The sequence below is a fragment of the Cognatiyoonia sp. IB215182 genome, assembly GCF_033963905.1.
Classification (GTDB): Bacteria; Pseudomonadota; Alphaproteobacteria; order Rhodobacterales; family Rhodobacteraceae; genus Yoonia.
This window is the reverse complement of sequence record NZ_JAXBMB010000002.1, coordinates 285,734-298,320: the sequence shown is the minus strand read 5'-3', so window position 1 is coordinate 298,320 and position 12,587 is coordinate 285,734. Positions and strand designations below refer to the sequence as shown.

The 12,587-nt window shown below is 58.9% G+C and carries 14 protein-coding genes; 2 read left to right on the top strand and 12 right to left on the bottom strand.

Annotation, left to right across the window (positions count from 1 at the left end; genetic code table 11):
• The 10 genes from SLH47_RS05175 to SLH47_RS05130 form a co-directional block, all read right to left on the bottom strand.
• Window positions 1-1,605 carry an ABC transporter ATP-binding protein gene (locus tag SLH47_RS05175; protein WP_320238312.1) on the bottom strand — a complete coding sequence of 535 codons (1,605 nt, stop codon included), beginning with the start codon at window positions 1,603-1,605 and terminating at the stop codon, window positions 1-3.
• 79 nt (window positions 1,606-1,684) lie between these two features.
• On the bottom strand, window positions 1,685-2,680 hold the full coding sequence (locus SLH47_RS05170; RefSeq protein WP_320238311.1) for a BMP family ABC transporter substrate-binding protein: 996 nt from the start codon (window positions 2,678-2,680) through the stop codon (window positions 1,685-1,687).
• A 189-nt stretch (window positions 2,681-2,869) separates the two neighbouring features.
• Complete coding sequence (locus SLH47_RS05165) at window positions 2,870-3,289, bottom strand: GNAT family N-acetyltransferase (RefSeq protein ID WP_320238310.1); 420 nt, start codon at window positions 3,287-3,289, stop codon at window positions 2,870-2,872.
• Window positions 3,286-3,861 (bottom strand): tRNA (adenosine(37)-N6)-threonylcarbamoyltransferase complex dimerization subunit type 1 TsaB, encoded by a 576-nt coding sequence (tsaB, locus tag SLH47_RS05160; protein ID WP_320238309.1) that lies wholly within the window; start codon window positions 3,859-3,861, stop codon window positions 3,286-3,288. The genes SLH47_RS05165 and tsaB overlap by 4 nt, the downstream gene beginning before the upstream one ends.
• Before the next feature lie 18 nt (window positions 3,862-3,879).
• On the bottom strand, window positions 3,880-4,308 hold the full coding sequence (locus SLH47_RS05155) for a GFA family protein (RefSeq protein ID WP_320238308.1): 429 nt from the start codon (window positions 4,306-4,308) through the stop codon (window positions 3,880-3,882).
• Window positions 4,309-4,322: 14 nt separating this feature from the next.
• The gene (locus tag SLH47_RS05150) at window positions 4,323-4,886 is read right to left on the bottom strand and encodes a NifU family protein (RefSeq protein ID WP_320238307.1); all 564 of its coding nucleotides are present in this window, start codon (window positions 4,884-4,886) and stop codon (window positions 4,323-4,325) included.
• Window positions 4,887-5,024: 138 nt separating this feature from the next.
• Window positions 5,025-5,639, bottom strand: coding sequence for a type II CAAX prenyl endopeptidase Rce1 family protein (locus SLH47_RS05145; protein ID WP_320238306.1), 615 nt, complete (start codon window positions 5,637-5,639; stop codon window positions 5,025-5,027).
• Entirely contained in the window at window positions 5,639-6,094 is a 456-nt protein-coding gene (locus SLH47_RS05140; protein WP_320238305.1) for a universal stress protein, read from the bottom strand. The genes SLH47_RS05145 and SLH47_RS05140 overlap by 1 nt, the downstream gene beginning before the upstream one ends.
• Before the next feature lie 33 nt (window positions 6,095-6,127).
• Entirely contained in the window at window positions 6,128-7,159 is a 1,032-nt protein-coding gene (locus SLH47_RS05135) for an AbrB family transcriptional regulator (RefSeq protein ID WP_320238304.1), read from the bottom strand.
• A gap of 26 nt (window positions 7,160-7,185) precedes the next feature.
• Window positions 7,186-8,049, bottom strand: coding sequence for a branched-chain amino acid aminotransferase (locus tag SLH47_RS05130; RefSeq protein WP_320238303.1), 864 nt, complete (start codon window positions 8,047-8,049; stop codon window positions 7,186-7,188).
• Between the two features lie 301 nt (window positions 8,050-8,350).
• Between SLH47_RS05130 and SLH47_RS05125 the strand changes: the two genes are divergently transcribed.
• The gene (locus SLH47_RS05125) at window positions 8,351-9,208 is read left to right on the top strand and encodes a class I SAM-dependent methyltransferase (RefSeq protein ID WP_320238302.1); all 858 of its coding nucleotides are present in this window, start codon (window positions 8,351-8,353) and stop codon (window positions 9,206-9,208) included.
• Between the two features lie 10 nt (window positions 9,209-9,218).
• Here the strand turns inward: SLH47_RS05125 and trpS are convergent, their stop codons facing one another.
• Window positions 9,219-10,235, bottom strand: a complete 1,017-nt coding sequence (gene trpS / locus SLH47_RS05120) for a tryptophan--tRNA ligase (protein ID WP_320238301.1) — start codon at window positions 10,233-10,235, stop codon at window positions 9,219-9,221.
• A gap of 90 nt (window positions 10,236-10,325) precedes the next feature.
• Here trpS and SLH47_RS05115 point away from each other — a divergent pair, with 90 nt between their 5' ends.
• Window positions 10,326-11,024, top strand: a complete 699-nt coding sequence (locus SLH47_RS05115) for a rhomboid family intramembrane serine protease (protein WP_320238300.1) — start codon at window positions 10,326-10,328, stop codon at window positions 11,022-11,024.
• Here SLH47_RS05115 and murJ read toward each other — a convergent pair.
• Window positions 11,012-12,574 carry a murein biosynthesis integral membrane protein MurJ gene (murJ, locus tag SLH47_RS05110; protein WP_320238299.1) on the bottom strand — a complete coding sequence of 521 codons (1,563 nt, stop codon included), beginning with the start codon at window positions 12,572-12,574 and terminating at the stop codon, window positions 11,012-11,014. The genes SLH47_RS05115 and murJ overlap by 13 nt on opposite strands.
• Between the last annotated feature and the right edge of the window lie 13 nt (window positions 12,575-12,587).

Sequence of the window (12,587 nt, the reverse complement as noted above, 5' to 3'; positions counted from 1 at the left end):
TCAGACCTCCTTGCCAGCGCTACCACCAGCATGGGCAAGGTTGGCCTCAACCGCCTCGTGGATGGGCCCCTTCGGCTCGGTTGTCATGCCTGCCATCAGCAATCCAAGCTCTTTTTCGTCCGTTTGTTCAGGCATTCGCTCGCCCATTATTTTTCCGTCAAACATAACGGCGATGCGGTCCGAGAGCGACAAAATTTCCTCTAACTCCACGGAAACCAACAAAATTGCCTTGCCCTGATCCCTAAGTGCAACAATCTGCTGGTGGATGAATTCGATGGCGCCGATGTCCACTCCGCGTGTGGGCTGGCCCACAAGCAGAAGGTCGGGATTACGCTCGATCTCGCGCGCGAGGACGATTTTCTGCTGGTTTCCGCCTGAAAAACTCTTCGCCGCAAGCCTTGGATCGGGTGGCCGCACGTCAAAGCGCGCCATCTTTTCTTCGGTATCCTGCCGGATGATGTTGTTGTCCATGAAGAGCTTTGAGCGCTGATAGCGGTCATCGTGATGATAGCCAAAGGCAGTGTTTTCCCAGGCGTGAAAATCCATGATCAGCCCTTCGCGTTGCCTATCTTCTGGCACGTGGCTTATGCCCCGTGCCCTGCGGCTTTGGCCGTCTGATTTGGCGCCGGTCAGATCGATTTCTTCCCCGTTGACCTTGATCGAACCTGTGGCCTTTTCATAGCCGCCCAGCACCTCCAGCAGTTCGGATTGGCCATTGCCTGCAACGCCAGCGATCCCCAGGATTTCGCCTGCATGGACGTCGAAACTGATCCCTTTCAGTCGATGGACGCCCTTGCTGTCGGTGACATTGAGGTCTTTGACTTCGAGGATTTTGCGTCCGATCTGAGCGGGTGCTTTATCGACACGCAACAGCACCTTGCGACCGACCATGAGCTCGGCAAGTTCCGCGGGGCTTGTCTCAGAGGTCTTCACGGTCGCCGTCATCTCACCCCGTCGCATTACACTGACGGTATCCGTAATCTCCATAATCTCACGCAGTTTATGCGTGATCAGGATGATCGTCTTACCCTCGCGCTTGAGGTTTTCGAGGATGCGGAACAGGTGATCGGCCTCGGCTGGCGTCAGTACCCCGGTTGGCTCGTCAAGGATGAGGATATCGGCCTTGCGATAGAGCGCCTTGAGGATTTCGACGCGCTGCTGCATGCCCACCCCGACCTCTTCGATCAGCGCGTCAGGGTCCACATTCAGCTCATATTCTTCGGCCAGGCTTTTGAGTTCGCGCCTGGCACGGGCAAGCGACGGACGCAAGAGGCCGCTGTCTTCGGCCCCCAGCACGACATTTTCCAGAACCGTAAAATTCTCGACCAGTTTGAAGTGCTGGAAGACCATTCCGATACCTGCCGCGATGGCAGCCTGGCTGTCAGGAATTGCAGTTTTCTGACCTGCGATGAAGATTTCGCCAGCATCCGCCTTGTAAAACCCGTACAAAATCGACATCAGGGTCGATTTCCCCGCCCCATTCTCGCCAATGATGCCGTGGATGGTACCGGGCATCACGCGGATCGAAATATCCTTGTTGGCCTGAACCGGACCAAAGGATTTCGAGATGCCCTTAAGTTCAATAGCGGGGGCTTGGTCTGTCATGGCGGAACCTTGTCATGGACGCAAAAGGCCGCGCTCGTTCCCGGGCGCGGCCTTTGATTTTATTGGCCTATTGGCAGACTTAGAATGTCAGCGCAGGGCAGCTTTCGTCCGATGTGTAATCATGCACAACCAGATCACCAGCCGCGATTTCAGCGGCAGCGGCATCGACGGTCGCCTGCATCTCAGCGCTCACAAGCTCTGCGTTGAATTCGTCAAGCGCATAGCCTACGCCCTCATTCGCAACGCCCATTACATTAAAGCCGGTTTCAAGGTCTTCGCCCTGCAGCATCGCCTCATAAACCGCGTTGTCCACGCGCTTCATCATGGACGTCAGCACTTCGCCGGGATGCAGGTAGTTCTGGTTGGCATCCACACCGATGGACAGGATGTCTTCGTCAGCGGCGGTTTGCAGCACACCTACGCCCGTGCCGCCAGCAGCGGCGAACACAACGTCAGAGCCCTGGCTGATTTGCGCGAGCGTCAGTTCAGAGCCTTTCACAGGGTCGTTCCACGCCGCAGGTGTCGTGCCGGTCATGTTGGCGATCACAGTTGCGTCTGCGTTCACAGCCATCACGCCCTGGGCATAACCGCAGGCGAATTTGCGGATCAGCGGAATATCCATCCCGCCTACAAATGAGACCGTGCCGGTTTCAGACGCCATCGCGGCCATCATGCCCACAAGGTATGACCCTTCATGTTCGTTGAACACAACCGAACGCACGTTGGGTGCATCCACGACCATGTCGATGATCGCGAACTTGGTGTCAGGGTAGTCGGCGGCCACTTCAGCCAGCGGTGTGGCCCACGAAAAACCCGCCATGACAATCGGGTTCGCACCGGATTCGGCGAAGCGGCGGATCGCCTGTTCGCGTTGGGCGTCAGACTGGATTTCCACCTCGGCATAAGAGCCGCCGGTTTCAGCGGCCCAGCGTTCGGCCCCGTTATAGGCGCTTTCGTTGAAAGATTTGTCGAACTTGCCGCCAAGATCGAACAGGATGGCAGGCTCTGCCATCGCTGTGCCGGCCGTCAAAGCCAGGGCGGCAGACGCGCCAAGGAATTTCTGCATTACGGTCATTATTTTTCTCCCAGGTCGTTACGCGAGGGTGTTACCGGCGACACACGCCCCCTCTGTTACAGCCGAGCCGATCTTATGTCGGGTCATCATCAGATAAGGCCTTGCCTTCAAGGGAAGATCAACCGCTTTTTGGTCAATCTTGCTGGACTCTGCGCCGAAATGCGGACTTATCCACTGCCCGGTGGCGGCTTAGCTGGCTCCGCGTTCCTTTTGCAGGACAAGAGCGGCAACCGGTGCCCCATCTTTAGGCAGATAGTAGTCAGGACGCCGCCCAACCTGGGTGTAACCAGAGGTTGTGTAAAGCGCGCGTGCGGCCATGTTATCTTCGGCGACTTCCAGAAAAATCCGGTGGACGCCAGCGTCCGTCGCGGCTGTCTCGGCGCGGGTTAGGGTCGCGCGCGCAAGGCCTTGTCGGCGATGGTTGGGGTTCGTCGCGAGAGTTAGGATTTCCGCCTCGTCCGCGACCTGACGGATCAGGATGAAGCAGCGATGATCACCATACCAGTTCACCCCGCGCTGGCCGAGCAGGTTGGCGAATTCGGTGGTGGACCACGCGCGCGTCGCGCGAAAGGCTTTGGCGTGCAGGGCCGCGAAGTCTTCCGGTGTCATGACAGAATGACGGGAGCCGTGTCTTTCGGCGGGGCGGCGTCAGCGGGCCGGATATAGAGCGGCGCAGGGCGTGGTAGTTTTTCTCCGATCCGCGCGGCGGCGATATGCGCAGCAGCCGCGATCAGATCTGCGGCAGGCTTTTGCGGCCCGGCTGGCACGTCCTGCTGTACGGGTGCCGTCGTGCTGCCATCGGCGTGAAAGGTCTGAATATAGGAGGCTTCGCGCGGTGCGCGGATAGTCGCCGTAAAGGGGCGGGGTTCATCAAAGGCACGCATCTCAAAGCCCGTCACACCGATCACAGGTCTACCAAGGCCAAGCCCAAGGCCGCGCGCCGCCGAAACCGAGATACGGATGCCGGTGAAGTTCCCTGGTCCGGTGCCGACGGCAACGGCATCAAGGTCTGACCAATCCAGACCTGCGGCTTGCAGCATCTGTTGTAGCATCGGCATCAGATGCTCGGCCTGCCCCCGCGCCATTTCGTCAACACGCGTGATGACTTGCCCCTGCAACAGCAAAGCAGCGGCGCAATGCGCGGCGGATGTGTCAAAGGCGATGAGTTTTGGATACAACATCGGTTTCAAATCAGGTGCCTAGCTGTCACACGATGCCATTGTGAGGCTGGCGCGGCTGGACGCGGCATTGCGCGGCAGGCCGTCATCGATATGCAGCCACGGCAGCGCAGAATCGGCGTGGCTATGCAATTGCGGCTGCCATCGGTCGGCTTGGTCAAAAAGCCCCACGGGCATGTAAACCTGATCGGGCAGGTAATCGTATGTCGCACCCAGCTGTGTTCCACATTCCGGGCAGAACCAGCGTTTCACACCTTTCGCATGTGATTTGGCATCGGGCCAGCGCGGTGTGATCACGACATGTGCAGGATCAAACGCCGCGAAAGCCGCAACTGGTGCGCCGGAGAGGCGGCGACAATCAGAACAGTGACAATAGGCAACGGTCTGTGGAGATGCCTTCGTGCCAACGTGAAAGGCGCCGCAATAGCAGCGCCCCGTTTGTGTGCTCACATCCTCCACCTCGGCTAGGCTGCTACAGGCCGTACCTCGACAACTTCGGGGATGTAATGGCGCAGCAGGTTCTCGATCCCCATTTTCAGAGTCAGGGTTGAGGATGGGCAGCCCGCGCAGGCACCTTGCATATGCAGGTAGACGATGCCGCGATCAAAGCCGTGGAACGTGATGTCGCCGCCATCCTGGGCCACGGCAGGGCGGACACGCGTATCCAGCAATTCCTTGATCTGGCCCACGATTTCGGCGTCTTCACCGCTGTGTTCGGCATGACCGCTCGCAGGTGCGTGATCGTCTGACATCACGGGCTGGCCGGATTGATAATGCTCCATGATCGCGCCCAGAATGGCGGGCTTGATATGATCCCATTCGACGGCGTCGTCTTTGGTAACAGTGATAAAGTCGAGCCCAAAGAAGACACCGCTGACATTGCCGGTTGCAAAGATGCGCTTGGCCATGGGTGACTTTTCAGCCGCCTCAACGGTCGGGAAATCGGCGGTGCCGACCTCAAGCACGTTCTGCCCTGGCAGGAACTTCAGTGTCGCTGGATTTGGTGTGGATTCAGTTTGAATGAACATGGCGCCCAACCTTTCTGTCAGGCCATTGATATGCGCCCGGTGACATGGTCTGTCAAGGTTTGGAACCATTCTAAGTTGGGCAAATTGACCGACCCCCGCGAGATCGCGTCTGCCACAAGCCAAGCACGGGCTCTCGACTTAAATCGGGTTATTCGTGGCCAGTTCGGTAAAGGCAAACAGGTTCAAGCCGATATGGCACAGGATGCCAAAACCGATAGAACCGATCTGCACGCGCGCCCAGGTCCAGAGAATGCCGCCTATCAAGGCGCCGCCGAGAAGACCAAGTGCACCTCCAGTCACCACAACTCCACCTGCGAAGAGCAGGGCGGTATGCCAGGAAACGAACAGTGCGATCTGCAACAAGTAAGAGCCAAGTTGTTGCGCGTTTCGCAAAAGCGTGCCCCGCCAAAACACCTCTTCCAGTGTTCCGTTGATCAGGGCCGATGCCACAACCGCACCAAGCACCGCCGCGTTCAACGGATGATTATGCCAGCCGATAAATGCGGCAACCGCCACGCCGCAAATTGGCAGGACATTGAGCATGACCAAGCCAGGATGTGGCCAGACCAGATCATAACGAACGGCGCTGAAACCGCCGCGCCATAGGATCAAGGGGGTCAATACCACGAACCAATAGACGGTGAGGCCAAAGAGATAACCGGCAAGCGGCGGCATCGCACGGGTTGCGAGGTAAAAGACAATAGCCAAGACCGGGATTGCGGCGGCAACCGCGCCAGCGGCAGCCCGATCCATCAGGTAATCGCTTCGAGCCGCTCTTTAGACAGATCCCCGGGCACGATCGTGATCGGAATAGGCAAGCTGCCCGACTGACGGCTCAGATGCGTAACCAGCGGCCCCGGCCCCTTATTGTCGGTGCCCGCACCCAGAACCAGCACCCCAATCTCGGGGTCCTCGTTGATCTGGTTCATGATCTCGACCAGCGGTTCGCCTTCGCGGATGATCAATTCGGGATGCACATTCTGTTTGTCGCGCATCCATTTGGCGAAGACCTCGTAATGAACCTCGATCCGTTCGCGTGCTTCGGCGCGCATGATCTCGCCCACACCGATCCAGTGGTTGAACTCGTCAGGTGGAATGATCGACAGGATGGCCACGCCACCGCCCGATCTTGCGGCGCGCATCGCCGCGAACCGCATCGCGTTCAGACATTCGCGGCTGTCGTCAAGGACGACCAAGAATTTACGCATCTTCCACTCCCTCTTGTCTTGGATAGTGGAACATCAATCGCGAAGTGGCAACGGCCCTCGGTTGCGGGCCACCAGAACCGGAACGAGGATAGACAGAAGCACAAGACGCCCAACATGGGCTGCGGCAACAAAACCGGGATTGGCACCGATGGCCGCACCCATGACCGCCATCGTTTCCAACCCGCCGGGGGCGAATGCGACAAGAACATGCGCCAAAGGCATGGCGACAAAGTATGTTGCGATCCATGCCGCGAGAAGTGTGAGCGACGCGGCGAGTGCCGTGACAGCAAGTCCGGCAAACGCCGATTGCCGCAGCTCGGCCATTGATATCCCGGCGAACCGTGTGCCGATCAGCGCACCGATGGCGGCAAGAACCGGAAATGCGATGAAGTGGCTCAATCCACCCGGTGCCCAGCCTGACAGACGCATCGCTGCCCCCACGGCCATGCCGGCCAGGAGCATCGGCGCTGGTGCGCCCGTTATCTTTATCAAAGGCGCCAGAGCCAAGGCTGCCACAATCGCCAGCGCTGTTTGAACCAGCGTCATCTCCGCGACATGAGAACCTTGAGGCCCGAGGCCGAGGCCTGTTTCCATGCCAGACAAGGCAGCGAGAAATGGTACCAAGAGTGTCAATGCCAGCAGCCGGATCGACTGCACCACGGCGACTCGGCGCGTATCGAGGCCAAGATCTTCCCCAAGTGCAATGACATAGCTCAGATGTCCAGGGGCTGCCGCAAGCAGAGCGGACCGGTCATCAACCTGCATCAACCTTCGCATCAGCCGCTGGCCCAACAGGACTATAAGAACGATTGAGATGCCCAGAACGGTAAAGGCCAACGGCCAGCGTAGCAGCGCCGCCATGGATTCGGGCGAAACGGTCGCCCCAATCGCCACACCGGCCAGCAGGAAAATCGCGTTGCGCAGAGGCAAGGGAAAGACAAGTGGCAGACCGGCGAGGCATGCGATTGTCGTAAGCAGGGCCGGCCCGGTGAGCAGAGGGACAGGCATCCCAATGGCGAGCCCACCCATAGCACCAAGGGCCGTGATACCCGCAAGCAGGATCATCCGACTTGCTGGACTCCAGGGTGATCTCATAGCGCCGATGCGGCCCAATCCCAATACATCTCTCGCACGCGCCGAGTCACGGGGCCGACCTGGTATTGACGATCCTCAAACGCTGTAACAGGCGTGACCTTGGACATGTTGCCGGACAAAAACACCTCATCCGCTTCGCGAAAGTCATCGAATGTCAGCACGGATTCATTGACCGTAACTCCGTCTTGCCGAAGGTTTTTGATATGGCGCGCGCGGGTGATCCCGGACAGAAACGTACCGTTGGCGATGGGCGTGAAAACCTCACCATCTTTGACCATGAACACATTGGCGGTCGCCGTTTCGGCCACATTGCCCATTGCGTCGGCAACCAGCGCATTTCCGAAACCACGCGCACGCACCTCTGCCAGCATGCGGGCATTGTTGGGATAAAGGCAGCCTGCCTTGGCGTTGACAACTGCATCATCAATGACAGGCCTGCGGAAGCGGGTGAGGCCGAGTGTGGTTGACGCGCTTTCGGGTGCCATTGGTATTTCTTCAAGGCAAATGGCAAAGCCTGTTTCATCTGGGCTGGGCACAATGGCCGTGGGGTCGCCATGGATCGCCCAATACATGGGCCGGATATAGACCGCCGCACCTTTTGGATAGCGTGACAGACCTTCATGGGTGATCGCAATCATGTCCTCTGTCGACACGGTGGGCGTGATCATCAGTGCCTTTGCCGAACGGTTCACCCGCGCGCAATGCAGGTCGAGATCAGGCGCAAGACCATTCACAAAACGCGCCCCGTCAAAGACGGTCGTGCCTAGCCATGACCCATGATCCGCCGCCCGCATGATGGGGATATCTTCATCATGCCAGACGCCGTTAAAATAGGTGCGGATGTGAGAGCCGGTTGCCATGAATGATCCTCCCTGCCGGGACCGTAAGCCGATGGTGTGACAAGGTAAAGTCAGCGTGGCGTTCGGTGCCGGGGAACACCGAACGCCTGCTGAACCCAAGGTGACCGAGGGACGGGATAGGACACCCGGGCGGGGACGGGCAGAGCGAATCTATGCCGCATTACAACCGTCGCATGTACGGGATTCAGTTTTGTGACGCGGGTCGGGTGCGGGCTGTTATGCCAAGCGCAACTATGTCAAGTTTCTGCAAGACGCCGGTAGTATTGTTAGCATGCAACGCCAGAATAAGGATATGTCCAACATGTCAAACGCTGCAAATGATGCGCGTGCACCCGCTGGTGCATGGGATGCACATGCCGACGACTATATGCGGTTGTTTTCACCACTGACGGGCCATATCGCGCGAGGGATGGTGGCTTTGGTGCAGTCACGTCTGCCGGATGCGCCGTGTCTTCTCGATATCGCGTGCGGGCCCGGAGATCTTGCTGTCGCTGCCGCGACCCTTTGTGCGGAGCGTGATGCAGGTTCGGTTCTGGCGACTGATATCTCGCCGAGGATGGTGGCGCTGACGCAGCGGGCACTGCAACCGATTGATGCTGATGCACGGGCTGAGGTGCGTGATGGTCAAGACCTCGGGCTCGAAAGCGCATCATTTGACGCTGCCTTGTCGTGCTTTGGCATCTTTCTGTTTCCCGACCGCGTTGCGGGTTGGCGAACTGCGGCAGAGACATTGCGGCCCGGCGGGCTTTTTGCAACCTCGGTCTGGCGCGGGCCGGAGTCTAACGAGCTTGCAAAGGCGCAGATGGGGCCGCTCATGTCGGCCTTACCAGCGCGGCTGACCAACCCGCCGCCGCGCGCAAGCTGGGCGGATCTCATGACGGCGGAAGGGCTGGTCGACGAGATCACACGTGCGGCTCCTCTCATTGACCCTGAAATTCACATTCTGGACGCAACGCTTGCCTTGCCGACGCCCAATGCCATGTGGCGCGGCATGGTCGGGAACCCGATTACGGGCGCATTGATCGCAGCTTGCACCCACGAGGAACGGGAAGATGTCGAGCGCGCGGTCCTCGCCGCATTTGAAAACCGCAGTGGCGGCCCTGACCTGCCGTTTCTGCTGAACACGTCATGCCATGTGCTCATCGCGCGGCGCGCGTGAGAACGCGTGGTTAGCTGCGTAGAAGTCCCACGATATCATAAGTCTTTTGCAGGATCGGTTCTGCAATGGCCCGGGCCTTTTCGGCGCCATCACCCAAGATCCGGTCAATCTCCGCCGGGTCGTTCATCAGCCGTGCCATTTCGGTGGAAATGGGGCTGAGTTTGGCAACCGCGAGATCGGCGAGGGCGGGTTTGAACTTGCCCCAGCCCGCGCCCGCATATTCGGCGATGACCGCCTCGGGCGTCTTGTCATCAAGGGCCGCATAGATATCGACCAGATTGCGCGCCTCTGGCCGTTCCGCAAGTCCGTCAATGGTCTCTGGCAGCGGCTCCGGGTCGGTCTTGGCCTTTTTGAACTTCTTGGCAATCAGGTCTGCATCATCGGTCATGTTGATGCGTTCCATGTCGCTTTCACCCGATTTCGACATCTTCTTGGTCCCTTCGCGCAGGTTCATGATGCGCATGGCAGGCCCTTCGATGACCGGTTCGGTCAGCGGGAAGAAATCGGTCTTGAAGTCGTGGTTGAACTTCGTCGCGATGTCGCGCGTCAGCTCTACATGCTGCTTCTGGTCGTCACCCACCGGCACATGGGTGCCGTGATAAAGCAGGATGTCAGCCGCCATAAGCGAGGGATAGGCATAAAGCCCCAGCGAGACCTGCTCAGCATTTGTTCCGGCCTTGTCTTTGAACTGGGTCATCCGGTTCATCCAGCCGACACGGGCGACGCAGTTGAAAATCCAGCCAAGCTCGGCATGGGCCGCGACCTGAGACTGGTTGAAAAGGATCGACTGCGTCGGATCGATCCCCGCCGCCAGCATTCCCGCCGCGATTTCGCGCGTGCCGTTCTTGAGCTCCGCAGGGTCTTGCCAGACGGTGATTGCGTGCAGGTCAACGACGCAATAAATCGTCTCCATCTTACCCTGCATATCGACCCACCGCTTGATCGCGCCGAGGTAATTCCCCAATTGCAAACCGCCCGAGGGCTTAACCCCTGAGAAGACGCGTGGCGTAAAGGAATTTTCGGTCATGGTCGTGGCGGTCCGGTCTGGATTTCGGGGCTTGGGTCGCATACCCATGCCAGACAGACCCGTCAACTTCAACCGCGCCCGAGACACCTCATGCAGCCTGAAAGCCCGATCAACCGCCTACCGCCGGTTGTGATTGTCTTGACCCTTCTGATCGTTGGCATCGAGTGCGTGTTCCAGTTGGCCAATTATGGGATGATCGGTGGGCCGCGTGGGGTGGGCTGGCGTTTTGATGCGATTGAGCAATATGGGTTTTCAACAGCCGTTCTCGACCGTGTGCTGGTGAATGCCGACTATTCCTTCGACATCCTGAAGCGGTTTGTGACCTATCCGTTCATCAACATTGACCTGACACAGGTGGCGTTCTGCGCCGCACTCACACTCGCTTTGGGCAAGTTCACTGCAGAGTATTATGGCGGCACCAAGATCCTGATTGTCTATGTACTGACATCCATTGTCGGCGCACTTGTCTTTGGCCTTTTGGCGAACACGGATTTTCCGCTTTTGGGTGGATACACGCCGGTTTACGGGTTGATCGGTGCCTACACCTATGCGCTTTGGCTGCGCTTGGGTGAGGCGGGCGACAATCAGATCCTCGCCTTCCGCTTGATCGGCTTTCTTCTGTTGATCCAGCTGATCTTTGGCATTGTGGCGAGCTTTCTTTACGAAACACCGCCGCCGCCCACATGGATTTCCGAGCTTTCAGGTTTCGTGGCGGGCTTTGGTCTGGCGGTGCTCTTGGCCCCGGGCGGCTGGACGTCATTTGTGGCGCGGATGCGTCAACGCTCCTGACGGCGCAGGCTGCGGCGGAACTCGGACAGTTTGAACGCACCGATCATCTGGCCGATCCCAAAGTAGCTGCCGATGCCGATCAGAACGAGTGCCAGAAGTGCAGCGTAGCGGATCGTTGGCAGGCCAAAGAACGGCTTCATGATGGTCGCCGTAGCGGCGAGCACCAGACCCATGCCGATGGACGCCAGGACAATCCGCCATAGGCGCGACTTGAACCGCGCATCAAGCTGTGCGGCGTCGCCCATGTTGCGCGTGCCTCGCCACAAGAGGAGCACCGTCGCCCAGCCAGTGATTGTTGTGCCAATTGCCGCCGCGATAAACCCGATGAGCGGTGAAAGCCCGATAGCCAATGCGGCATTAAGGACCATCGCGATAAGCGCATAGTAGAACGGGCGCTTCGTGTCTTCACGTGCAAAGAAGAGCGGCTGTAGCGTCTTTTGCATCACGAAGGCAGGCAGGCCGAGACCATAGACAGCGACGGCCAACGCTGTGGCGGCTGTGTCGTCGCTGTTGAAAGCGCCACGTTCGAACAGCACGCTGACCAGCGGCAGTGGGATCACCATGAGCGCGATGGCGGCGGGGATGGTAAGCGCCAGACTGATCTCAGTCGCGCGGTTGAATGCGTCCTGCCCGCCTGCCGCATCGCCCGCGCGCAACCTGCGCGACAGGTCTGGCAGCAAGACCACGCCAATCGCGATGCCAACGACGCCCAAAGGCAACTGATAAAGGCGGTCTGCGTAGTTTAGCCATGCAACCGCGCCTTCAAAAAAGCTGGCAACTTGTCGACCGACGAGCAGGTTGATCTGCACCACTCCGCCAGCAAGCGCTGCCGGGGCGGCGATGATGGCGAGGTGGCGCAATTCCGGAGTCAGTTTTGGGCGACCGATTTTCAGCGCGAACCCGGCCCTTTTGGCGGCAAACCAAACAAGAGCAAGCTGGGCCAAACCGGCAACCGGCACCGCAAAGGCAAGCGATTGGCCCATCAGCGCCTGATTTTCTCCGCCTGTTCCCAACGCGACGATTAAAAGCGCACCGACGAAGATGACATTAAGCAACACCGGGGCAGCCGCAGCAGCGGCAAAGCGGCCTGTGGCGTTCAACACGCCCGATAGCAGCGCCGAAAGCGAGATGAAGAGGATATAGGGAAACGCGATCCGCCCGTAATAGACGGCAAGATCAAAGCGCTCCGTGCCCAGAAAGCCGCTGGCCATCATGGTCACAAGCGCGGGCATGAGGATGATGCCGATTATCGTAAAGACAGCCAAAACGCCGCCCAGGCCGACAAAGGCATCCTGTGCAAACCGCTTGGGGTCTTCTCCCGCTTCGAGCTTCTTTGAGAACATGGGCACAAAGGCCATGTTGAATGCGCCTTCGGCAAAAAACCGGCGGAAGAGGTTAGGGAGCGAAAACGCGACGAGGAAGGCCTCTGCCACCGGTCCGGTGCCAAGGTAGGCCGCGATCATGATGTCGCGGACAAAGCCCAGCACACGGCTGAGCATCGTCCAAAGACCCACGGTGAAAAAACCGGCCATCAGGCGGATGGGTTTCATCGCCGATACTCCG

What these genes read in the sequence shown, in the direction of transcription:
- SLH47_RS05175 (WP_320238312.1), bottom strand. Translation starts at nt 1,605, where the DNA reads ATGACAGACCAAGCCCCCGCTATTGAACTTAAGGGCATCTCGAAATCC.
- SLH47_RS05170 (WP_320238311.1), bottom strand. Translation starts at nt 2,680, where the DNA reads ATGACCGTAATGCAGAAATTCCTTGGCGCGTCTGCCGCCCTGGCTTTG.
- SLH47_RS05165 (WP_320238310.1), bottom strand. Translation starts at nt 3,289, where the DNA reads ATGACACCGGAAGACTTCGCGGCCCTGCACGCCAAAGCCTTTCGCGCG.
- tsaB (WP_320238309.1), bottom strand. Translation starts at nt 3,861, where the DNA reads ATGTTGTATCCAAAACTCATCGCCTTTGACACATCCGCCGCGCATTGC.
- SLH47_RS05150 (WP_320238307.1), bottom strand. Translation starts at nt 4,886, where the DNA reads ATGTTCATTCAAACTGAATCCACACCAAATCCAGCGACACTGAAGTTC.
- SLH47_RS05145 (WP_320238306.1), bottom strand. Translation starts at nt 5,639, where the DNA reads ATGGATCGGGCTGCCGCTGGCGCGGTTGCCGCCGCAATCCCGGTCTTG.
- SLH47_RS05140 (WP_320238305.1), bottom strand. Translation starts at nt 6,094, where the DNA reads ATGCGTAAATTCTTGGTCGTCCTTGACGACAGCCGCGAATGTCTGAAC.
- SLH47_RS05135 (WP_320238304.1), bottom strand. Translation starts at nt 7,159, where the DNA reads ATGATCCTGCTTGCGGGTATCACGGCCCTTGGTGCTATGGGTGGGCTC.
- SLH47_RS05130 (WP_320238303.1), bottom strand. Translation starts at nt 8,049, where the DNA reads ATGGCAACCGGCTCTCACATCCGCACCTATTTTAACGGCGTCTGGCAT.
- SLH47_RS05125 (WP_320238302.1), top strand. Translation starts at nt 8,351, where the DNA reads ATGTCAAACGCTGCAAATGATGCGCGTGCACCCGCTGGTGCATGGGAT.
- trpS (WP_320238301.1), bottom strand. Translation starts at nt 10,235, where the DNA reads ATGACCGAAAATTCCTTTACGCCACGCGTCTTCTCAGGGGTTAAGCCC.
- SLH47_RS05115 (WP_320238300.1), top strand. Translation starts at nt 10,326, where the DNA reads ATGCAGCCTGAAAGCCCGATCAACCGCCTACCGCCGGTTGTGATTGTC.
- murJ (WP_320238299.1), bottom strand. Translation starts at nt 12,574, where the DNA reads ATGAAACCCATCCGCCTGATGGCCGGTTTTTTCACCGTGGGTCTTTGG.